The 20861-nt window shown below is 63.4% G+C and carries 17 protein-coding genes; 7 read left to right on the top strand and 10 right to left on the bottom strand.

Annotation, left to right across the window (positions count from 1 at the left end; translation table 11 throughout):
• Positions 1–60 precede the first annotated feature (60 nt).
• The 5 genes from ACFPO9_RS25105 to ACFPO9_RS25085 are packed head-to-tail and all read right to left on the bottom strand — an operon-like array spanning position 61 to position 5962.
• Positions 61–315 carry a PAAR domain-containing protein gene (locus ACFPO9_RS25105; protein ID WP_379776490.1) on the bottom strand — a complete coding sequence of 85 codons (255 nt, stop codon included), beginning with the start codon at positions 313–315 and terminating at the stop codon, positions 61–63.
• A gap of 43 nt (positions 316–358) precedes the next feature.
• Entirely contained in the window at positions 359–1501 is a 1143-nt protein-coding gene (locus ACFPO9_RS25100; protein WP_379776487.1) for a T6SS immunity protein Tli4 family protein, read from the bottom strand.
• Positions 1502–1503: 2 nt separating this feature from the next.
• Entirely contained in the window at positions 1504–1716 is a 213-nt protein-coding gene (locus ACFPO9_RS25095) for a hypothetical protein (protein WP_379776484.1), read from the bottom strand.
• A 44-nt stretch (positions 1717–1760) separates the two neighbouring features.
• Entirely contained in the window at positions 1761–3314 is a 1554-nt protein-coding gene (locus tag ACFPO9_RS25090; protein WP_379776481.1) for an esterase/lipase family protein, read from the bottom strand.
• On the bottom strand, positions 3311–5962 hold the full coding sequence (locus tag ACFPO9_RS25085; RefSeq protein ID WP_379776478.1) for a type VI secretion system Vgr family protein: 2652 nt from the start codon (positions 5960–5962) through the stop codon (positions 3311–3313). Before ACFPO9_RS25085 ends, ACFPO9_RS25090 begins: the two co-directional genes overlap by 4 nt.
• A gap of 234 nt (positions 5963–6196) precedes the next feature.
• Here ACFPO9_RS25085 and ACFPO9_RS25080 point away from each other — a divergent pair, with 234 nt between their 5' ends.
• The 5 genes from ACFPO9_RS25080 (at position 6197) to ACFPO9_RS25060 (ending at position 13115) form a co-directional block, all read left to right on the top strand.
• Positions 6197–8509, top strand: coding sequence for an NADP-dependent malic enzyme (locus ACFPO9_RS25080; RefSeq protein ID WP_379776475.1), 2313 nt, complete (start codon positions 6197–6199; stop codon positions 8507–8509).
• A gap of 345 nt (positions 8510–8854) precedes the next feature.
• Entirely contained in the window at positions 8855–9898 is a 1044-nt protein-coding gene (gene gmd / locus ACFPO9_RS25075; RefSeq protein WP_379776472.1) for a GDP-mannose 4,6-dehydratase, read from the top strand.
• Position 9899: 1 nt separating this feature from the next.
• Positions 9900–10841, top strand: a complete 942-nt coding sequence (locus ACFPO9_RS25070; protein WP_379776469.1) for a GDP-mannose 4,6-dehydratase — start codon at positions 9900–9902, stop codon at positions 10839–10841.
• A complete protein-coding gene (locus ACFPO9_RS25065) occupies positions 10838–11956 on the top strand; it encodes a glycosyltransferase family 4 protein (protein ID WP_379776465.1) in 1119 nt (372 codons plus the stop codon). The genes ACFPO9_RS25070 and ACFPO9_RS25065 overlap by 4 nt, the downstream gene beginning before the upstream one ends.
• 7 nt (positions 11957–11963) lie before the next feature.
• Positions 11964–13115 (top strand): glycosyltransferase family 4 protein, encoded by a 1152-nt coding sequence (locus ACFPO9_RS25060; RefSeq protein WP_379776462.1) that lies wholly within the window; start codon positions 11964–11966, stop codon positions 13113–13115.
• Positions 13116–13225: 110 nt separating this feature from the next.
• On the opposite strand, the gene ACFPO9_RS25055 is transcribed toward ACFPO9_RS25060, so the two are convergent.
• Positions 13226–14236: a response regulator gene (locus tag ACFPO9_RS25055; RefSeq protein WP_379776460.1), complete on the bottom strand. Its 1011-nt coding sequence runs from the start codon at positions 14234–14236 to the stop codon at positions 13226–13228.
• Positions 14233–17607, bottom strand: coding sequence for an MHYT domain-containing protein (locus ACFPO9_RS25050; RefSeq protein ID WP_379776458.1), 3375 nt, complete (start codon positions 17605–17607; stop codon positions 14233–14235). The genes ACFPO9_RS25055 and ACFPO9_RS25050 overlap by 4 nt, the downstream gene beginning before the upstream one ends.
• 239 nt (positions 17608–17846) lie before the next feature.
• On the opposite strand from ACFPO9_RS25050, the gene ACFPO9_RS25045 reads away from it, so the two are divergent.
• Positions 17847–18602: a substrate-binding periplasmic protein gene (locus tag ACFPO9_RS25045; RefSeq protein WP_379776456.1), complete on the top strand. Its 756-nt coding sequence runs from the start codon at positions 17847–17849 to the stop codon at positions 18600–18602.
• A gap of 71 nt (positions 18603–18673) precedes the next feature.
• Positions 18674–19048 (top strand): VOC family protein, encoded by a 375-nt coding sequence (locus tag ACFPO9_RS25040; RefSeq protein ID WP_379776453.1) that lies wholly within the window; start codon positions 18674–18676, stop codon positions 19046–19048.
• 16 nt (positions 19049–19064) lie between these two features.
• Here ACFPO9_RS25040 and ACFPO9_RS25035 read toward each other — a convergent pair whose 3' ends face one another.
• Genes ACFPO9_RS25035 through ACFPO9_RS25025 form a run of 3 tightly spaced genes read right to left on the bottom strand, consistent with a single transcriptional unit; the run spans position 19065 to position 20480 of the window.
• Complete coding sequence (locus ACFPO9_RS25035) at positions 19065–19523, bottom strand: T6SS effector amidase Tae4 family protein (protein ID WP_379776450.1); 459 nt, start codon at positions 19521–19523, stop codon at positions 19065–19067.
• Between the two features lie 17 nt (positions 19524–19540).
• Positions 19541–19942, bottom strand: coding sequence for a Rap1a/Tai family immunity protein (locus tag ACFPO9_RS25030; RefSeq protein WP_379776447.1), 402 nt, complete (start codon positions 19940–19942; stop codon positions 19541–19543).
• Positions 19943–19988: 46 nt separating this feature from the next.
• Positions 19989–20480: an Hcp family type VI secretion system effector gene (locus ACFPO9_RS25025; RefSeq protein WP_379776444.1), complete on the bottom strand. Its 492-nt coding sequence runs from the start codon at positions 20478–20480 to the stop codon at positions 19989–19991.
• Positions 20481–20861 lie beyond the last annotated feature (381 nt).

The raw sequence follows: 20861 nt of genomic DNA, 5'->3' as shown, positions 1-20861 counted from the left end.
TGCGTTATCGGCCCTTTACGCGTTTTGGATGATTGAGGGGCGACGCTTTTAGCGCACAATTTATAGTGACGCTATCAATTTCGCGCCGCATTCGGTCACATCTCCATCGTAGGCATACGGCTTGCCTTCGTGTCGCGCACCCGCGCCATCAGGCTTGATCGCAAAGTTACCTTTGCACTTCGGGCACTGCGTCATATCGTCTTGAAGTGCTGCCACCATGCCCATTACTTTTGTGCCTGAGGATGCACTGATCACCTGGCCACCGTGATCGGTCTTGTCGTTGAGCCGAATTACGTCGCGTCCTTGGTGCTTCATTGTCAGTCCTGTTCATTCATTAGTAGAGATCGCGACTTGAGCGTTACTGGCTTGCAGCTGCAGTATCGGCTTTACCTGGGGGGATGAAGTATGAGCCTTCAGGTGCGCTAGGTACTTTGACTCTGAACTTCAGGCCCGAGAGGAGTTTGTCCCACAACGCAACGGCCTCGTCGTCGCTTAGCGATGCAGCTTTTGCGGCCCCAACCGTGTTGTGCTCGACTTTGGTGTACATGTTGACGAGGAATTCGGACGGGTTGGCGACATCCTTTGGTGTGCCGACGAATCCCCACTCGAAATCGTGCACGCCGTCCGTCCGCCTGATCAGGGATTCTTCGCCGTGCCAGTGTTGCACGTTCCGCTTTCCTTCGCGCAGGAGGGTACGCAACGGGTATGAGAGCCCCTGTTCTTTCTGCGCCCCATGGATGCGCGCCAGCAGGGACAGTTCTTCCACTTTCATGCGCGCGAATTCTTCCTTGGAATAGTCAGCATACGCATCCTTGTTCGAGCTGATCGAAAAGCTTACGTCAGGGATGCTGGGAAGATGGATGCCGACGTTGACCATTTCTTGGTCGCCATAGGAGGAGCTGGCCATGAAGCCTTGCTCGATGCAGTAACCCTCGTCGGAGGGGACTTCGTCTTCGGTTCGCAAGCGCAGACTTTTCGCCCGGTTGTTTGCCAAAGCTAGAGCTTGCTCCTCGGACTGCCCGTCTTCTATTTCACCCCCAAGAAGAAAGATCAGGTCGCCCTTGTTGACATAGGTATTAAAAAAGTGAAGGTTAAGTTTCTTGGCGGCTTTGCTCTCGTAATACCGCATTTGCCAGCTGCCTTCGATCGGCCCGCGGCCGTTGTAGGTGATGTCAGCGTCGTCATCGGCGAATTTTAGTTTCGCGATGTTTTTATCGACGAGAATCTTGATTGCGTTCTGATCGCCTTTGAAAAGGTAAATTTTGGATGGGAAGGACACAGTGCCCCACGTCACCTGCGCTTCCTTGGGAACCGTGAGCGCATATCGCCCAAAGCAGACAAGCTTGGTTTCCTTGAACAGGTTTTTCAACCGAGGGCTTAAGGCGACAGGTTCAGGCACAGCTTTCTCCTTATAGGCATAGGTCTTTGAGCAAGTCATCAGCGATGCCGCCATCAATAAGGCAACGCATCCAGCCAACACGCTCCGCTTGTTTGCACGCATGGTCACTCCCATTGCGCCGTGCCGGCGATCTTGACGATGGAATGCAGCATCGACGCCAGCACATGCGGATGTGCATAGCTGTCCTGGTGTTCATAGCCGCTGCCCTTGGCTTGCCCATGCGGGAACAAGGTGCCGGCGATCTTACGGGCCGATCGTTCGGCCGGCACTGTCTCGTCGCCGGCCGCGTCTCCCGGCTGTAATTTAAGCGTCAGCACCCGCGTTCCGGCCTGTACTGTCAACGTGCCTTTTTTATCGTCCGTTAAGAGTTTCCAGGTATCGGCTGGCGGCAGCGAAATATGGCGGGTGTCCAGACTTCAGGGTTCATGACCTTGAAAGTCAGATTGCCATAGCTCTTGTGCTCATCCGATGCGCAATAGCTGGCATAACAATGAGTCGGGTGAAACGTGGTTTCGATGCCGTTGACGAAACCGTTTGCGCTGATCAGGCGTTCTTGCACCTTGGCCAACCCTCCACCATTCTGCTTTTTCAGGTTACCGGGATTGACCCAATTCGGATTAATAAGGCGCCACCAGTTGTTCTGCGGCTGCAGATAAATGCTGTCGAGCGCGTTTTCATTCTCCTGAGGCCAGCTACGGATCGTCCTGCCGCATCCATCCACGACCTTCAGCCAGTCCTTGTCATATCCAGTAGCCGGCAATAATTCCAGCGGCGCAGGCGCATTCGCAAGGATGGCCGTGGCGTGCTGGCCGTCAATCCCGATGATCTCGGCGAAGACTTCCGCCTTGATCCCTTCCTTTTCCTGAAAGCCGAAGCGCATGCGCCGGTAAGCGGCGGCGGCACCCAAGGTCGGCATGGCGCTGTGATACATCCCCAGCACTTTCACCGCTGGATCGTTCAACAGTTTTCCGTACTTCGGATGGAGTAGCGCTCGGCCTACCAAGCCGCCCATGCTGTGCGTGACGACGATCACCTCGCTGCATTTGAAGCCGCGCTGCTGGTAGCCGCGCACCAGTCCCTTGATCCGCTCGGCAATGGCCTTGGCCGAATCGCCGTTGCTCTTGAGGTAGTTATAGCCCATCGCGTGTACCGGGTACCAGCAGGCAGCGATTTTTTTCAGTTCGCCCATGTTGACCTCCAGGCCGGACGATGGTCCGAACAGCGAGCCATAGGAACCCGATTTCCAGCATCCATAGGGATCGAGCTGGCCGTTGCGTGAGATGTTGTTGAGATAGCGCTCCGCCGTTTTCAGCATTTCCCCGTACGCGCCGGCGAACAGCACTTCACTCCATCCGCGCCAGCGCGCCACTTGGGCCGCGCTTTCCAGCTTGCCGAAGTCGGGTCGGCCCGGTGGCGGAATCTGCGCCCTGATCAGGGGCGGAATCGGGGCCAGACTGTCAGGGACGTTCCGGTGGCGAGCGTCGGCTGCCAGGGTTTCCTTGCCCTCCGGGTCGAAGCGCCCTTTGTCTTCCGTATAGTGGTAGTACTCGACCTCGGTCTCGTTCGGGTCGAATACGAGTTGCCGCTGCGCCGGCGAGGCCTTTCGGAACCAGCCGCCCAGTCCCACCTTGGCCCCAACCGACAAAGGACTGGACACGAGATCGTCAGGACGCCAGGCGCGGTTGTCGGCGCGTTCCAATTCATCCTGGCGCTTTTTGCTCATGCGCAGGTTACTGCCCATGACACCCGGCAGAAAGATGACAGGGATGACTTTGCCAGGCGGGACCGTCACGTCGTGCCGGATCGTATCGCTGGTCTCGGTCATGTGCACCGTGTATTCCGCCCAGCCGCCAACGCCCTGGTTGAATTCTCCTAGATAATTACCGCGCTCGTTCAGACCCTTGTCTTCGTTCATGGGAGTTCGCCTTTCCATCGGATCTTATAGCTCTCCATCCCTTCTCCTTTTTGCATTCCCGTTGTTCCGTTTGCCGCTGTCGTTCCGGTCCCTGTGCCGTCATGTCTTACCAAATCAAAGGCAATGTTCGGAGCTGGCTTGCCATTCTCTTGCAGGAAGTTCACTTCCTGGTCGAAGCGATAGCCGGTGGGTTTCTCGTTAAAAGCTTGCGAAACGCTCTTGGGCGGCAGGGTTTCTAAATTACCGTGAAAGAGCACAGGCGACGAAGTGAAGAACTGCGTTTGCTCGCTAATCTCAACCATGTGATTAGCGCCCTGCAGCCTTACTCCTTTCTTGCCTCTGATCGTCACCCAGTCCGACTCGCTCAAGAGCGCAAGAACCTTGTTGGCGATGATCTCGACGTCGTCCTCTTGCGCCTGCACGGACACCTTGCCACCGGCGGCAATCAGCTTCATGCCGGCCTTGTGCACGAATAGCCGGAATGTCTTGCCAACGCTCGCAAACAGGCCGTCGACGCTGGCGATCGACAGGCTTTTGCCGCTGGTGATGGCGGTATGGCGACCGCTGGCGATGTGCGTGGACTGTCCCGAGCTCATCTCGATGCCGGCCGGGCTGGTGACGACCAGGTGCGGCTCCGCCAATTCCGGAAACTCGCCCTTGCCGCCACCCCGAATGCCTTGGTTTTGGGATTTGAGATCCTCGACAGCATCCCCTTGCTGAGGTTCCTGCTTCTCCTGGGCGCCATAGTGCTGCGCCATCCCGGTCAACTGCTCCTGCACGTCCGCGGCAGCCGACAGCCGCTGGATGGTCTCGCCCATGTCCTTGATATGTGCGGCAGCGTTCGGCCGCACTTCCGTGGTAATGAGCATGCCCTGGTCGGCGCGCGCCACGCCCCAGGCATTGGTGGCCAGCTCCCATCCTTCGCCGCGAGGATCCGTTCGGCCGGACGTGTCCTCGACGCGGGTAATATGCCCAAGCGACAGCTGACTGCACTGATGATCGCTCTTCAGCTGCGCCTGGATCTTCCCCGGGGTATCGTCCAGCACCAAGTGATTACCGCGCCCGCTCGCTGCACCCGCCTGCAGCTCCCGGCTGCGCAGACCGCTCAAAGCCTGCTGTTCCGGCAGCTGCCACGGCGGCATGTGCGTGAAGTTGTACAGCACACCAAGAATCAGCGGATGGTCGATGTTCCCGTTAACGAAGACCACGCCCACTTCCTCGCCCACCCGCGGCAGGCGGATGTTCCCGAATTCGACCCCGGCCCCGGGCGACATCACGCGGACCCAGGCCGAGCTGTTCTCGTCGCGCTTGCCCAGCCGGTCCCAGTGAAACTGGATCTTGACCCGCCCGTAGCCATCGGTATGGATCTCGGCGCCGGCCGGCCCGACCACGATGGCGGTCTGGATGTCGTGACAGGTGCAGGGCTGGCTGTTGTAGTGCCGTCCCGGACGCCACTGGATGTCCCGGCGCACGCAGCGGAAGGTGTTCTCGTAGTGCGATGGCGCACCCGGGGCGGCCTGGTAATTGTTGCGGGCTTCGTGGTCGACGGAGAGGATCAAGTAGTCGCGGTCGCGAATGCTGGGCTTGGCCGGCTCGCCGCGCTTGGGAACTATCAGCTCGGCGCTGAAGTGGCCGGCGAGCTTGAAGCATCGGCCCGGCTGGGCGGTGCGATCGTTGCCGCGGGCTTCGAAGGTTTGCATGTTCGCATCAGCCTCGCCCATGCGCTGCTGCGCAAGGCGTTCGCCGTCGTCATGGGTACGGAAACCGTACGAGCCCGTGTCTTCGTAGATTTCGTATGGATAGACGTCGCCCTGGTTGTTCAGGGACTCGGCGCTCGCCCGTTGCGCCACCGGGTTCTTGTAGTCGAAGCTGGCCAGGGTCGTCTGGCCGGAGCCGAGGCGACGCATGGGGATCCATTCGCGGATGCCGTCGTCTTCGAGCGAACCGGCCTTGTCGCGGAACGGGATTTCGCCGGAGTCGTCGATCCCGGTCGGGTCGATGGGTTGCGCCAGCGTGCTCCTGTCTCTGAGAAAGAGCGTGTGCCCGTCGGCCCGGTGCTCGAAGTAGTAGTGCAGCCCGAACTCCTCCCAGCGCCGGTGCAGGTGGTTGTAGTCGGTCTCGTCGTACTGGTTTGCACAGGTCAGGCGCGGATACTCGCCGACGATGACCGGATGCCAGTCTTTTTGGCGGTACTGGGCAAAGGTGAGTTCGGTGATTTCGATGACGCTCTTGCCGAGGAATGAACGGTTGTCCTTGCGCAGCCTGGCGAAGGCCAGCCAGGGTTCGAGGACCATGTGGTAGAACGCGAAGCCGCCATCGGCGCGCAGAAAGCGGAATTCGGTAACGTAGCCGTTGAAGTAGCGCAGCGAGCCATCTTCGCGAACGAGGGAGATCGTGACCATCCGGGCCATCATCGCCTTCAGGGGAATCTGCGCGTCGTCCGACATTAGTTCGACCTCGAAGCGGAAGCAGCGCGAGACTTCCTCGTGCGCTTTCAAGCGGTTGGGCAGGAGAATGCGTTCCGGACCGTCGTTGCGGGGGAATTCCAGGCGCAGCAGGCGGTCATGCTGCGCATCGAGACTGAACGCCGACAGCGCAGCGTCGGCTGCGATTGTTTGACTACTCTTCACAAGCAACTCCTTCATCATGCAAATTGCACTAGCGCAAAAGGAAAGTTGCGCAGCGACGAAGTTAATCGCGGGTTGATGATCTGGACTTGAGTAGAATCAATTTATTTTGAAAGTGGCTTTTTCAGCAGCATTGTTCACCGGTGTTCCTACCGTTAAGTACTGCCGTTGGTAAAAATACGTACACGATTAGAGGATTCACTCTGATAAAATCGTAAGCCCCCAGTCAGTTCAGTACAGGAAGGCCTGCATAGCATGGATTCGTCAATCGACAAAAAAGAAGAACTACGCCAACAACTGCGTGCTGCAGCGCTCGAATACCACCAGATTCCCCGCCCCGGCAAGATTTCCGTCACCGCGACCAAGCAGCTGCTGAACCAGCGCGACCTGGCGCTGGCGTATTCGCCGGGCGTGGCGGCGCCTTGCGAAGAGATCGTCAAGGACCCGGCCAATTCCTATAAATACACGGCGCGCGGCAACCTGGTCGCCGTCATCTCGAACGGCACCGCCGTCCTCGGCCTGGGCAATATCGGCCCGCTGGCCTCGAAGCCGGTGATGGAAGGCAAGGGCGTGCTGTTCAAGAAGTTCGCCGGCATCGACGTCTTCGACATCGAGATCAACGAGAACGACCCGGACAAGCTGATCGACGTGATCGCCGCGCTGGAACCGACCTTCGGCGGCGTCAACCTCGAGGACATCAAGGCGCCGGAGTGCTTCTACATCGAGCGCAAGCTGCGCGAGCGGATGAAGATCCCGGTCTTCCACGACGACCAGCACGGCACCGCGATCATCGTCGGCGCCGCCATCCTGAACGGCCTGAAGGTGGTCGGCAAGGATCTGAAGCAGTGCAAGCTGGTGGTGTCCGGCGCGGGCGCCGCGGCGCTGGCCTGCCTCGACCTGCTGGTCGACCTCGGCTTCCCGATCGAGAATATTTACGTCACCGACCTGGCCGGCGTGGTCTACAAGGGCCGCACCGAGCTGATGGACCCGGACAAGGAACGCTTTGCCCAGGACACGCCGCACCGCTCGCTGTCCGAGGTGATCCCGGGCGCCGACATCTTCCTCGGCCTGTCCGCCGGCGGCGTGCTGAAGCCGGAGATGGTCGCGGCCATGGCGCCGAACCCGCTGATCCTGGCGCTGGCCAACCCGAATCCGGAAATCCTGCCGGAAGACGCCAAGGCCGTGCGCAGCGACGTGATCATCGCCACCGGCCGCTCGGACTACCCGAATCAGGTCAACAACGTCCTGTGCTTCCCCTACATGTTCCGCGGCGCGCTGGACTGCGGCGCGAGCACCATCACGCGCGAGATGGAAATCGCGGTGGTGCACGCGATCGCCGACCTGGCCCACGCCGAGCAGTCGGACATCGTGGCCTCGGCCTATGGCATCGCCAATCTGTCCTTCGGGCCGGAATACCTGATTCCGATGCCCTTCGACCCGCGCCTGCTGACCCATATCGCGCCGGCGGTGGCGAAGGCCGCGATGGACGGCGGCGTCGCCACCCGCCCGATCGCGGACCTGGCAGCCTACGCCGAGAGCCTGGAGCAGTTCGTGTACCGCAGCGGTTCCTTCATGAAGCCGCTGTTCCAGGTCGCCAAGAGCACGCCGCCCGAGCTCAAGCGCATCGTCTACGCCGAGGGCGAGGACGAGCGCGTGCTGCGCGCGGTGCAGGTGGTGGTCGACGAGAAGCTGGCGCGCCCGATCCTGGTCGGCCGCCCGGCGGTGCTGGAAAAGCGCATCGAGAAGTTTGGCCTGCGCCTGAAGGCCGGCCAGCACTTCGACGTCATCAACCCGGACTTCGACGAGCGCTACCGCGACTACTGGCAGACCTACCACCAGATGGTGATGCGCAAGGGCGTGACCGTGGACATGGCCAAGCTGGCGATGCGCCGCCGCCATACCCTGATCGGCGCCATGATGGTGCACAAGGGCGACGCCGACGGCATGATCTGCGGCACCTACGGCACCACCCACGCCCACCTCGAATTCATCGACAAGGTGCTGGGCCTGCGCCCGGGCGCCAACGTGTATGCGGCGATGAACTTCGTGATCACCGAGGAACGCCAGCTGGCGATGGTCGACACCCACGTCAACGAGAACCCGACCGCGGAAGAACTGGCCGAGATCACCATCATGGCGGCCGAGGAGCTGGAGCGCTTCGGCATCACCCCGCGCGCGGCGCTGCTGTCGCACTCGAACTTCGGCACCTCGAACAGCGAATCGGCGCAGAAGATGCGCGCCGCGCTGGCGCTGGTGCAGCAGAAGGCGCCGAACCTGGAAGTCGACGGCGAGATGCACGGCGACGCCGCCCTCGATTCGAAGCTGCGCGCGAAGATCATGCCGCAGTCGACGCTGAAGGGCGACGCCAACCTGGTGGTCATGCCGAACATCGACGCCGCCAACATCGCCTACAACCTGCTCAAGACCGCGGCCGGCAACGGCATCGCCGTCGGCCCGGTGCTGCTGGGCTGCGCGCGTCCGGTGCATATCCTGACGCCGTCGGCCACGGTGCGCCGGATCGTCAACATGACGGCGCTGTGCGTGGTGGACGCGGTGTCGGCGCGTTAATATTTAACAATTGACCGATCAAAAGAGGCCGCTTGCGGTCTCTTTTTTCATGGGTTCTCGCTCTATGGGTGTCGCAAAAATGTAGAAGTTCCCTACATTTGAAGAACTTGTATTAATCCTTGAGGCAGACGTAACAATGCGTAATCACGCGACGTTATTCATTTGTTTCAGGTGATAATAGTCAAGCATCTGTTGTATCTTTTGCACGACCTTTCCTGCGCAAAGCTTCAGGCATTGGCTCTGTTACAATGCGGGGTTTGTCGGAATTATCTGGTCCGGACTCTCCCTAAGGCCTGCTGCCTGCCGCAGCGGCATCCTCGACCAGCACCTGGAACTACCTAGAACATGCAAACAATAAAACGAGCCCTTATTACCGGCATCACGGGCCAGGATGGCGCTTATCTTGCGCAGCTGCTCCTGGAAAAAGGGTATCACGTGACCGGTACCTTCCGCCGGTCCAGTTCGGTCAACTTCTGGCGCATCGCGGAACTGGGCATCGAAAACCACCCGAATCTGTCGCTGGTGGAATACGACCTGACCGACCTGTCATCCAGCATCCGCCTGATGGAAGCCTCGCGTCCGGACGAAGTCTACAATCTGGCGGCGCAGAGCTTCGTCGGCGTCTCCTTCGAGCAGCCGGTCACCACCGCGTCGATCACCGGCCTGGGCGCCGTCAACCTGCTGGAAGCCATCCGCATCGTGCATCCGAAGGCGCGCTTCTACCAGGCCTCGACCTCGGAAATGTTCGGCAAGGTGCAGGAAGTGCCGCAAATCGAGAGCACGCCGTTCTATCCGCGCAGCCCTTACGGCGTGGCCAAGTTGTACGCGCACTGGATGACCGTCAACTACCGCGAGTCCTACGGCATCTTCGGCAGCTCCGGCATCCTGTTCAACCACGAGTCGCCGCTGCGCGGCCGTGAATTCGTGACCCGCAAGATCACCGATTCGGTGGCCAAGATCGTGCTGAACAAGCTCGAGGTGCTCGAACTGGGCAACCTGGACGCCAAGCGCGACTGGGGCTATGCGCGCGAATACGTCGAAGGCATGTGGCGCATGCTGCAGGCCGAGCAGCCGGATACCTTCGTCCTGGCCACCAACCGCACCGAAACCGTGCGCGACTTCGTGACCATGGCCTTCAAGGGCGCCAACATCGATATCGAGTGGAAGGGCAAGGGCGAGGCCGAGACCGGCCACTGCGGCCGCACCGGCAAGGAACTGGTGCGCGTGTCGTCAAAGTTCTACCGTCCGGCCGAGGTCGACCTGCTGATCGGCGACCCGACCAAGGCCCAGCGCGAACTCGGCTGGCAATGCCACACCACGCTCGAACAGTTGTGCCAGATGATGGTCGACGCCGACCTGCGTCGCAACGAACTGGGATTCTCGTTCTGACATGAACCGCATGGCCACGGAAGAGATCGTTCGCCTGACCGAGCCGCGCGAAGGCGAAGGGAAGCGCGCCCTGATCACCGGGCTGCGCGGCTTCACCGGCTACTACATGGCGCGCGAGCTGAGCGAGGCCGGCTACCACGTCCACGGCACCGTGCTGCCGGGCGAGCCCACCGGACCCGACATCTTCGCCGTCGACCTGCTCGACCGCGCCGCGGTCGCTGCCGCCATCGAACAGGTGCGGCCGGACGTGGTCGTGCACCTGGCCGCGATCGCCTTCGTGGCCCATAACGACGCCGACCAGATGTACCGCGTCAACGTGGTCGGCACCCGCAACCTGCTGGAAGCGCTGGCGGCCAGCGCGCACAAGCCGTCCAGCGTGCTGCTGGCCTCGTCCGCCAATATCTACGGCAATGCCGACGTGCCGGTCATCGACGAAAGCGTGGCGCCGAACCCGGCCAACGACTACGCGGTCAGCAAGCTGGCCATGGAGACCATGGCGCGCCTGTGGATGGACAAGCTGCCGATCACGATTGCGCGCCCATTCAACTACACCGGCGTCGGCCAGACCGAGAACTTCCTGCTGCCGAAGATCGTGTCGCACTTCCGCAAGGAGGCGCGCCGCATCGAGCTGGGCAACCTGGCGATCGCGCGCGACTTTTCCGACGTGCGCATGGTGGCGAAGAGCTACCGCCGCCTGCTGGCCGAGGCGCCCGCCGGCCAGGTCTTCAACGTCTGCTCGGGCCAGCCGCATACGCTGGAAAGCCTGATCGACATGATGAGCGAGATCGCCGGCTATCGTATCGAAGTGCACGTCAATCCGGCGTTCGTGCGCGCCAATGAAGTGCTCACGCTCACCGGCAGCAACGCCAGGCTGGCCGCGGTCATCGGCAAGATCGAACCGACCCCGCTGCTGGAAACGCTGCGCTGGATGTATTCGGCGTGAGTGGATTGCGCGTCGGCCTGGGAACGACCATGATCGAACCGGGCTTCACTGGCGGACGGCTGGACGGCATCGGGGTCTATACCCGGGCCCTGCTGCGCCACCTGCCGCAAGCGGATTGCGAGGTGCAGCCCTGGTCCTGGCCGGATGGCGCGACCCCGCCGAGCGAGGGCGCGGCGCTGCCGCAGTCCTTCGGACGCGCGACCCTGGTCGATTTGCTGACGCCGGGCGTGCACCGCATCCACATGCCGGCCGAGGTCTTCCACGCCACCGATTACCGCGTGGTGCGGATGGACTGCCCGGTGGTGGCGACCCTGCACGACGCGCTGCCGATCAAGCATCCCGAGTGGTGCAACCCGCGCCTGCGCGGACTGAAGAACTGGCTGCAGCGCAAGGCGGCGCAGAAGGCCGACCACGTGATCGCCGTGTCGCAGTATGCGGTCGAGGAACTGGTCGACTGTTTCGGCGTCGACGAGCGCCGTATCTCGGTGGTGCCGAACGGCGTCGACGAGGAATGGCTGGAAGCGCCGGCGCCGGGCGAGGTCGCGGCGACGATGGAGGCGTACGGATTGCGGCCGGGCTATTTCCTGTTCGTCGGCACGCTGCAGCCGCGCAAGAACGTCGAGCGCATGCTGGAAGCCTGGCTGGCGCTGCCGCAGGCGGTGCGCGACGAACGCCAGCTGGTCATCGTCGGCAATGCCGGCGCGCGCTCGGAAGCGTTGCTGCGCCGCATCGCCGCGGCAAGCCAGGATGGCGCCGGCGTGCTGTGGCTGAACCGCCTGACGGACCATGCCCAGCTGCGCCACGTGTATGCCGGCGCCGGCGTGTTCCTGTTCGCCTCGCTGTACGAAGGCTTCGGGATCCCCGTGCTCGAGGCCTTTGCTTCGGGCGTGCCGGTGGTGACCTCGAATGTGACTTCGCTGCCCGAGGTGTCGGGCGGGGCGGCGCTGGAAGTCGATCCGCTCGATGTGGGGGCGATTCAAACGGCCATGCTGGCGCTGGTGCGCGAACCGGCGCTGCGGGCCCGCTGCATCGCCGCCGGACGCGCACGCGCGGCCCAGCTGACCTGGAAGGCGACGGCGCGCCAGACCGCTGCCGTCTACCGCTCACTTATTTAATCAAGCCATGCGTATCCTTCACTTCTACAAGACCTATTATCCCGACTCGGTAGGCGGGATCGAACAGGTCATCCGCCAGATGTGCGTCGGGACCGGGCGGCTGGGAGTGACCAACCAGGTCCTGTCGCTGTCGCGCAAGCCCGACCTGCAGCCTTTCGAATTCGAGGGGCACATGGTGCACCGGGTGCCGCAGAACTTCGAACTGGCGTCGAACGCGGTGTCGGTGCAGGCCATTTCGGCACTGGCGCGCATGGCGCGCGATGCCGACGTCGTGCACTACCACTTCCCCTGGCCCTTCATGGACCTGGCTCACTTCATGGCGCGCGTGAACAAGCCCAGCGTGGTGACCTACCATTCGGACATCGTGCGCCAGAAGGCCCTGCTGCGCTTTTACCAGCCGCTGCAGCACCGCTTCCTGCAGAGCGTCGACGCGATCGTCGCGACTTCGCCCAACTACCTCGGCTCGTCGACGGTGCTGGACCGCTACCGCGACAAGACCCGCGTGATCACCTTCGGCCTGGATAAAACCAGCTATCCGGAACCGGACCAGGCGCGCCTGGAACAGTGGCGGCAAAAGGTCGGGCCGAAGTTCTTCCTGTTCGTGGGCGTGCTGCGTTATTACAAGGGGCTGCACATCCTGCTGGATGCGGTGGCGGGCACGGACTACCCGGTGGTGATCGTCGGCGCCGGCCCGATCGAGCAGGAGCTGAAGGCCCACGCCGAGCGCCTCGGCCTGAAGAACGTGCTGTTCGTCGGCAAGGTGGACGAGCTCGACAAGGTCGCGCTGCTCAAGCTGTGCTACGCGGTGGCCTTCCCCTCGCACCTGCGCTCGGAAGCCTTCGGCATCTCGCTGCTGGAAGGCGCGATGTTCGGCAAGCCGATGATCTCGAGCGAGATCGGCACCGGCACCACCTATATCAACATCGACCGCCAGACCGGCCTGGTGGTGCCGCCCTCGGACCACGAAGCTTTACGTGAAGCGATGCGCACCCTGTGGGACAACCCGGCCATGGCCCGGGAAATGGGCCGCCGCGCCGAGGCGCGCTACTGGCAGCTGTTCACGGCCGAGCAGATGGCGGATGGGTATGCGGGCTTGTACCAGGAGCTGGTGGCGCGGCGGGCGCAGGTGGGGTTGACGCCGGCTACGCGCTTGGGCTGACGTCATTCCCGCGAAGGCGGGAATCCAAGTTCTGCTTGAGCTGTGTGAACGCTTGCAAACTTGGATCCCCGCCTTCGCGGGGATGACGATTGTGAGGTGCGGGAACGACCTTATGCGGCTTTCAGTTCCTGCGCATCCTCCGCCCAGCGCTCCCTGATCGCCCGGATCGCCGGCATCTGCGCAATGAACAGCTCCACCAGCGCCGGGTCGAAATGCAGGCCTTTCTGCTTGACCAGGAATTCCAGCGCTTCTTCTTCCGTCCACGCCTTCTTGTATGGCCGCACCGAGGTCAGGGCGTCGAACACGTCCGCGATCGCGGTGATCCGGCCTTCGAGCGGAATGTCTTCCCCTTTCAGCCCTTTCGGGTAGCCGCTGCCGTCCCACTTCTCGTGGTGGGTGAGGGCGATGTTGCGCGCCAGCGCCAGCATGCCGCCAGGGTGGTCGCCGATGATCTCGGCGCCGATGGTGGCGTGGCTCTGCATGATCTTCCATTCGTCCGGATCGAGCGGCCCGGGTTTCTGCAGGATGCGGTCGGGGATGCCGATCTTGCCGACGTCGTGCATCGGCGCCGCGTGCAGCAGGTCGTCGGCTTCGCTTTCCGTCATGCCGGCGGCCAGGCCGAGGATGCGCGAAAAATGGCTCATGCGGATCACGTGCAGGCCGGTCTCGTTGTCCTTGTATTCCGCCGCCAGGCCGAGGCGCTGGACGATCTCCAGGCGCGATTCGCGCAGCGCTTCCATGCGCACCAGCGACAGGTGGGTGCGCACGCGCGCACGCACGATGGGCGGACTGACCGGCTTGGTGATGTAGTCGACCGCGCCGGCCTCGAAGCCTTCCAGCTCGTCCTCGGTGTCGGTCAGGGCGGTCACGAAGATCACCGGGATGCCGGCGGTGCGCGGGTCGGCCTTGAGCGCGGCGCAGACTTCGTAGCCGCTCATGCCCGGCATCATGACGTCCAGCAGGATCAGGTCGGGCGCTTCCTCGCGCACCAGTTCGAGCGCGCGCGGGCCATCCTTGGCGAAACGCAGGCGGTAGTGGTCCTGCAGGATCTGGCGCAGCAGCTGCAGGTTGCTTGCTTCGTCGTCGACCGCGAGGATCAGCGGCAGGGTCGTATTGCTCATTCTGTGGTTTCTTGTTCGAGGTCGTCGATGGCCGCCAGGACGGCGTCGAGCTGTTGCAGGGCCAGGTCAAAATCGAAATCGGCGATCGCCGCGTGGACTTGCGCCGCGCGCGCCGCCAGCGGATGGCCGGTCAGCGCGGCCGCCAGGCCGGCCGAGGCGGCGTCGTCCAGGCCGCCGCGGCGCAGCGCTTCGCGCAGGACGCCACCGGCGCGTTTGGCGCGTTCCAGGTCGACGCCCGGGCGCACGGCCTGCACGGCCTTGGCGCCAGGGGCCGGCTGGGCCGCGCGGATCTCCGCCAGCGCGCCGTCCACCAGCACGCGCAGCTGGGCCAGGGTATCGAGCAGCGTGCCTTCAGCGCCCGGATAGAGCTTGCCGCTGTCGCCGTCGACCAGGCCTTCGAGCTTGCCGAGGGCATCGGCAAGCAGCTCCAGGCCGAGGTTGGCGGCCACGCCGCGCACTTTATGGGCCAGCATGCGCATGGCACGGTAGTCGGCCTGGGCGGCCTGCGCGGCCAATGCCTGCGCCACGCTGGCGTGCTGGGCCTCGAAATGCACCAGCGCTTCCAGCCAGGCGTTTTCCTTGCTGCTCCAGCGGCGCACGCCGGCCTGGCGGTTCAGCGCCATGCGTTCCTGGGCCGGCAGGTCCGGGTCCGGATGAAGGCTGCCCAGGCCCAGCACGCGCGCGATCTCGTGCGACAGCGTGAACCAGTCGACCGGCTTGCCGGCAAAGCCGTCCATGCCGGCGTCGACGCTGGCGCGGCGGTGCTCGGCCAGCACGCTGGCGGTGGTTGCGATGATCGGCACGCGCTTGCGGCCCGCGCTTTCCGCCTGCTGGCGGATCAGGCGCGAGGCGGAGAGGCCGTCGATCACCGGCATGTGGAAGTCCATCAGGATCACGTCGAAATCTTCGCGTCCGGCCAGCTCGACCACCTGGGCGCCGTCGACGGCCGCGGTCATGGTGTGGCCGCGGCGCGCCAGCAGCAGCTGCAGCAGTTCCTGGTTCTGCGGCACGTCGTCCGCCACCAGCACGCGCAGCGGCGGCAGGGCGGCCGGGGTGCGCACCCGCGGCTGCTGCGGCGCAAAGCGCGCCAGCACCAGCGGCAGCACCACGTGGAAGCTCGTGCCCTGGCCCGGTTCGCTCTCGGCCCAGATGCGGCCGCCCATCAGCTCGACCAGCTGCTTGCTGATCGTGGTGCCCAGGCCGGTGCCGCCGAAGCGGCGCGTCATCGAGGCGTCGGCCTGGGTGAAGGGATCGAAGATCGCCTGCAGGCGCGCCGGCGCGATGCCGATGCCGGTGTCCTTCACCTCGAAATGCAGCTGCTCGCCCTGCAGCGCGGCGCGCAGGGTGACGCTGCCCTTTTCGGTGAACTTGATCGCGTTGTCGAGCAGGTTGGTCAGCACCTGGCGCACGCGCAGCTCGTCGCCGCGCAGGCAGGTTGGCAGCGCCGGGTCGTAGTGGATGTCGACGTGCAAGCCCTTGGCGCGCGCATTCGCCGCCAGGGTCGAGGACAGCTCGTCGATCAGGGACAGCAGGTTGTAGTCGTTCTGTTCGAGTTCGACCGCGCCTTTTTCCAGCTTGGCGGTGTCGAGGATTTCGTTCAGCAGGCGCAGCAGCGCGCGGCCGGCGCTGCGGATCGTGTCGAGGTGGCGCCGCTGGTCCGGCGCCAGCTCGCCGTCCAGCAGCACGTCGGTGAAGCCGAGGATCGAGTTCATCGGCGTGCGGATCTCGTGGCTCATGTTGGCCACGAAGCTGGCGCGCGCGGCGGCGGCCTGCTCGGCGGTTTCCTTCGCTTCGCGCAGCGCGTCTTCCATCTCGCGGCGCTCGGTGATGTCGAGGATGACGCCGTCCAGCCACTGCAGCTGGCCGTCGTCGTTGCGCACGCCGGTGCCGTTTTCCCACAGCCAGCGCACGCTGCCGTCGGCGTTCAGCAGGCGGTACTCGACCAGGTAGGGGCGGTCTTCGCGCAGCGCCGCGGAGATGGCTTCCATGACTTGCACGCGGTCGGCGGCGTGAATCAGGCCGTCGAAGCTACGGCGCGCCTTGGCGCCGGGCTGGCGGGCCACGAAGTCGCTGCCCGGGTAGCCGGTGATGCGCTCGACGGCGTCGCTGATGAAGACCAGCGGGCGGTCGCCTTCCAGCAGGCTGCGGTAGGAGATGCCGGGGATGTTGCCGATCAGGGAACGGAACTGCTGCTCGCTGGCGCGCATCGCCTGTTCCATCGCGCGGCGCTCGGTGATGTCGGTGATGAAGCAGACGAACAGGTCCTGGCCGTCCAGGCGCGCATGGCCGACCGCGCGGCGCACCGGCACGATGCTGCCGTCCTTGCGGCGGCCGCTGACGTCGGCGCTCCTGGCGGCGGCCGTGATCTCGCCGGTTTCCAGGGCGCGCAGCAGGCCGGCGCGCGTGGAGCCTTCCTGGTCGCCGATGATGGTGCGGATGTGCCGGCCCACGATCTCGTCGCGCGTCCAGCCGTAGATGCGCTCGGCCGAGGCGTTGAATTCGAGGATGGTGCCGTCGGCGGCCACGGTGATGACGCCGTCCACGGTGGTGGTCAGCAGGGCGCGCATCCAGGCTTCGCTGCGCGACAGTTCCTGGAACAGCTGGCGGTAGCGCAGCAGGCCGTTGGCGCCGAGGACGAAGACGGCGAAGGCCACCGTGATCAGGGTGATCGCCAGCGCCAGGAAGGTGTCCGATTGTGTCTTATGCGCCGTCTGCACGGCGGCCTTGCCGACGAAACGGGCCGCTTCCATGCCGGTGTAGTGCATGCCGGCGATGGCGCAGCCCATCACGATCGCCGCCAGGAAGATGCGGCGCCCTTCGCTCATGCGGTGCGACAGCGACTTCAGGCCGAAGCGCACCCACAGCGCCAGCGTCGCCAGCACCACCGCGACCACGATCGACAGCAGGAACGTAGCGATGTCGTAGTGCAGCTCGAGACCCATCTGCATGCCCGCCATGCCGGCGTAGTGCATCACGCCGATGCCGGCGCCGACCACCACGCCGCCCGCCAGCAGGCCCCGGCCGCCCAGGCGCTCGCGCGCGATCAGCCACAGCGCGACGAAGGAGGCGGCGATGCTCGGCACGCCCGAGATGATGGTCGCGACCGGGTCGTAGTCGACGTCGGTGCAGAGGTCGAAGGCCAGCATGCCGATGAAGTGCATGGCCCACACGCCCGTGCCCAGCGCCAGGCTGCCGCTGCCGAGCACGATCCAGCGCTGGCTGCGGTTGACGGCGGCCTGCCCGGCGATCAGCAGCGCCATCCAGGAGGCGAAGATCGCCACCAGCACCGACAGGATCACCAGGCCAGGCGTATACATCCCGTAGCTGAGCAGGGATGGGTCGTCGGGCACGTTAAATAATGAAAACAGCATAAATTTGATGGAATTGACGGTTTTTTGTCGGCAGGTAAGCAAGTATGTCACTTTCCCAGAGGAAAATGTTGTCGCACAAGCAGATTGGCTGGACCGAATGCAAAACGCTGTCGCATGAGCGCCACCAATTTGACGAAAATTGTCGAGATGGCACGGATTGCCGCGCGTTATAGCTTGCTGGTATGCTGGATGCAAGGTCGCTGCCGTCTGGCAGCCTTGGTACTGGGTGCGCTATGCGAATGAACACAATCATTGTTGCCGCAATGCTTGCCCTCGGCTGCGCCGCTGCACAGGCACAGGCACAGGCACAGCCCGAGCCGCGCCTGTACCTCACCACCGAGGCCGCAGCGCCGCACAGCATGCTGGAAGGGAAGCGCGTGGTCGGCATCGGCGCCGACACCGTGCGCGAGATCATGGTCCGCGCCCACATCGCCCACACGATCGAGCTGCTGCCATGGAAGCGCGCCTACACCGCGGCGCTCGAGCGCCAGGACACCTGCGTGTTCTCCACCACCCGCACGCCGGAACGCGAAGCCCTGTTCAAATGGGTCGGCCCGATCGGCGAGGCGGACTGGGTCCTGATGGCGCGCGCCGACCGCAAGCTGCGCCTGAACAGCCTGGACGATGCGCGCCGCTACCGCATCGGCACCTACAACGGCGATGCACGCGACCTGTATCTACGCGCGCGCGGCTTCGACGTCGATCCGGCGCCGAACGACCTGCTGAATCCGCGCAAGCTGATGGCGAACCGCATCGACCTCTGGGCCGCCAGCATCCGCCGCGGCAGCGCCACGATCGACCGCATGGGCTATGCGGGCAAGATCGTGCCGGTCCTGGTTTTCAACAATATCCGCGTTTACCTGGCTTGCAACCAGGCCGTGCCGGACGAGCTGACGGGGCGCATGGGCGTGGCGCTGGAGAGCATGGAGCGCGATGGGAGCTTGCAGCGGATTTTGCACCGGTATGACGATTATGGGGTGCCAGCGAAGCGTTGACCTTCAGATAACGCGCGGGTATTGTGGGCGCTCTGCCGGCATCTCGTCCGGCGCTTCCCGATGAGGATCCGATGTCGACCCGTTTCCTGGCTGTGTCTCCGATGATCCCCGCCCGCGACGTCGAAGAAGGCATCGCCTTCTACCAGCGTGCCTTCGGCTTCGAACTGCTGTACCGCGACGCCGAACCGGCCCAGTTCGCGATCGTCGGCAGCGAAGAAGCCAAGCTGCACCTGTTCGCCAGCCAGGACAAGCACCTGGCCGACTGGACCAGCCTGCGGATCGAGGTCGACGGTATCGATACGCTGTATGCGCGCTGTGGCGAGGCCGGCTGCGTGCATCCGAATGGGGTTCTCGATTCGAAGCCCTGGGGCACGCGCGAGTTCTCGGTCATCGATCCGAGCGGGGTGTGTATTGCGTTGGTGGAGCGGGAAAAGCAGCAGGGTTAAGCGACCTGCCTCTACATCAGGGGCATTCCCAGAACCAGCATTCGACCGCGTGCCAATAGACGTGGCCACCTTCGCAGGCAAGGCGATGATGCTCGTCGTGGCAAACCAGATCGATGTGTCCCTGCGGGTCGTACGGTCCCCATAGGCCGACGAAGCGGATCACGCCGCGCCGGTCGCCCACCCGCTCTCTCCGCAGCGCTGCGCCAAACTTCTCCGGCTCGCCCCATATCGCGCACAGGTGGTTCGCCAGAAGTTCCTGCTTGATCTCGACGCGGCAACCCTTGTACCTCCCGGTTGCCACTATCAGGTAAGCGTTCGGAACGAATACGCCGACGCTGGCGAGTGCAAGACTCATGCGTATGGCGCAGGTGTTAGCCCAATAAGGATTCTTCGCGTTTTCCGGATGGTCGATCCACTGCCAAAGTTCCTCCGCTGAGACGTTGTACGGATCGGGATAATGGGCGCGCAGCACCATGTAAGGCGGTCGGACCATTACATCCCCCTCATTCCAGGGCAGCAGCCGTCCGGCGGACAGGGCCACTTGATCTGCCACATTTCGATTACCAGCGCAGCGCCCCGTCCCTTGAGGCGTGCACGCGGTAGTCCGCGCAGGAATTCGACGGCCTCCTTTCGCATGGCCTCGGGCGACTGCTTCGGCGTTGGGCGGCGCTTGTAATCCGTGTAGCACCACAGCCCGCTTTCGGTGGCGTCGAATACGCCCTTGAGGTACTCGACGGTGGCGGCATTGCCCCGCTCAAGCTTCTGTAGAAGCTGCGCGCCGGTGAACCACGGCGACGGGGCGGGAATAGTCTTGGCCGGCGTGCCGGGCATGATGAAGGGGTGTTCGTCGTCCTGAGCCTGCGATGCTGGTACCGAGGCAGCCGCGAGGACCATGGCCAGTGCGGTGAGGGCGCGGCCCGCGATTGATAGGGCCCTCATGTCACGCGACCCGGTTGGTGGCAAGATCCCAGCCGCCAGCAGTGTTGCCGCCGGCGCCGCCCGCGATCTTCTGCTGGGTGTACTTCCATTTCACCCTGGAGAACTTGAGGCCGATGTGGTCCACCATGCCGATCCCGCCCGACACCGACTGGGCTACTTCGCCCACCACGACGTTGTCCAGCTCGACTTCGTAGTACTTGACGCGGGTACCTTGGCCATCGGCCCGGAAAAACTCGAACTTTGCCTTCTGGATCGTCCTGCCCATCGCGCAGTGCTGGGCCAGGATTGGCGAGGCCATGTCAGCCATCTTTGTGAAAGTTACGTCCGAGAGTTCGGCACGTTCTGCTGTGTGCCCGCCGGCCGTCGACGACGTCGCGCTCCTTGGCTGATGTAGCTTCCAGTTGACCGAAGTGCATTCGATCCAGCCTGGATGCTGGCTGTCGGCTGATTCGCCCTTGATGCCGTCGATCTGCAGATAGACGTCGATCGCCATGGTGTCTCCTTTGTTTGTGTCGGAGCATCGTGGCAGAATTGGGAATGCAGAAATTTGGTAGCGGTCAACAGTCAGGCAACTGCACGTCAAGAGCGGGCACGGGCAGATTTCCAATGTGAGGTTTCCACGTAAGTTGGCACAGAAATCCAGGATGCTGACTAGGGCGTTCTACAGTCAAATTCTGTTATTCAAGGAAGGGGTAGTGACAGTCAGATAGTATTTTGCCAGTTTCACAGCATATTATTCCTTGGCGAAGCGACACGCTCGGATGCCGATACCAAAGGGTGGCGCAGATGGAAGAAAGAGTTTTTCAATGGCGACAACGTATATGTCTGCATCGTCGCCCGCGGCTGATCTAGTAATGAAAGCAACCGTAGTCAC

This window comes from Massilia aerilata (genome assembly GCF_042656905.1).
Lineage (GTDB): Bacteria > Pseudomonadota > Gammaproteobacteria > Burkholderiales > Burkholderiaceae_D > Telluria > Telluria aerilata.
This window is presented reverse-complemented; position numbering and strand designations above follow the sequence as displayed.

Coding starts and splice junctions, on each gene's coding strand:
- ACFPO9_RS25055 (WP_379776460.1), bottom strand. CDS start 14,236: ATGAGCAATACGACCCTGCCGCTGATCCTCGCGGTCGACGACGAAGCA.
- ACFPO9_RS25085 (WP_379776478.1), bottom strand. CDS start 5,962: ATGATGAAGGAGTTGCTTGTGAAGAGTAGTCAAACAATCGCAGCCGAC.
- ACFPO9_RS25050 (WP_379776458.1), bottom strand. CDS start 17,607: ATGCTGTTTTCATTATTTAACGTGCCCGACGACCCATCCCTGCTCAGC.
- ACFPO9_RS25060 (WP_379776462.1), top strand. CDS start 11,964: ATGCGTATCCTTCACTTCTACAAGACCTATTATCCCGACTCGGTAGGC.
- ACFPO9_RS25040 (WP_379776453.1), top strand. CDS start 18,674: ATGTCGACCCGTTTCCTGGCTGTGTCTCCGATGATCCCCGCCCGCGAC.
- ACFPO9_RS25100 (WP_379776487.1), bottom strand. CDS start 1,501: ATGCGTGCAAACAAGCGGAGCGTGTTGGCTGGATGCGTTGCCTTATTG.
- ACFPO9_RS25080 (WP_379776475.1), top strand. CDS start 6,197: ATGGATTCGTCAATCGACAAAAAAGAAGAACTACGCCAACAACTGCGT.
- ACFPO9_RS25035 (WP_379776450.1), bottom strand. CDS start 19,523: ATGGTGCTGCGCGCCCATTATCCCGATCCGTACAACGTCTCAGCGGAG.
- ACFPO9_RS25030 (WP_379776447.1), bottom strand. CDS start 19,942: ATGGTCCTCGCGGCTGCCTCGGTACCAGCATCGCAGGCTCAGGACGAC.
- ACFPO9_RS25105 (WP_379776490.1), bottom strand. CDS start 315: ATGAAGCACCAAGGACGCGACGTAATTCGGCTCAACGACAAGACCGAT.
- ACFPO9_RS25070 (WP_379776469.1), top strand. CDS start 9,900: ATGAACCGCATGGCCACGGAAGAGATCGTTCGCCTGACCGAGCCGCGC.
- ACFPO9_RS25090 (WP_379776481.1), bottom strand. CDS start 3,314: ATGAACGAAGACAAGGGTCTGAACGAGCGCGGTAATTATCTAGGAGAA.
- ACFPO9_RS25045 (WP_379776456.1), top strand. CDS start 17,847: ATGAACACAATCATTGTTGCCGCAATGCTTGCCCTCGGCTGCGCCGCT.
- ACFPO9_RS25025 (WP_379776444.1), bottom strand. CDS start 20,480: ATGGCGATCGACGTCTATCTGCAGATCGACGGCATCAAGGGCGAATCA.
- gmd (WP_379776472.1), top strand. CDS start 8,855: ATGCAAACAATAAAACGAGCCCTTATTACCGGCATCACGGGCCAGGAT.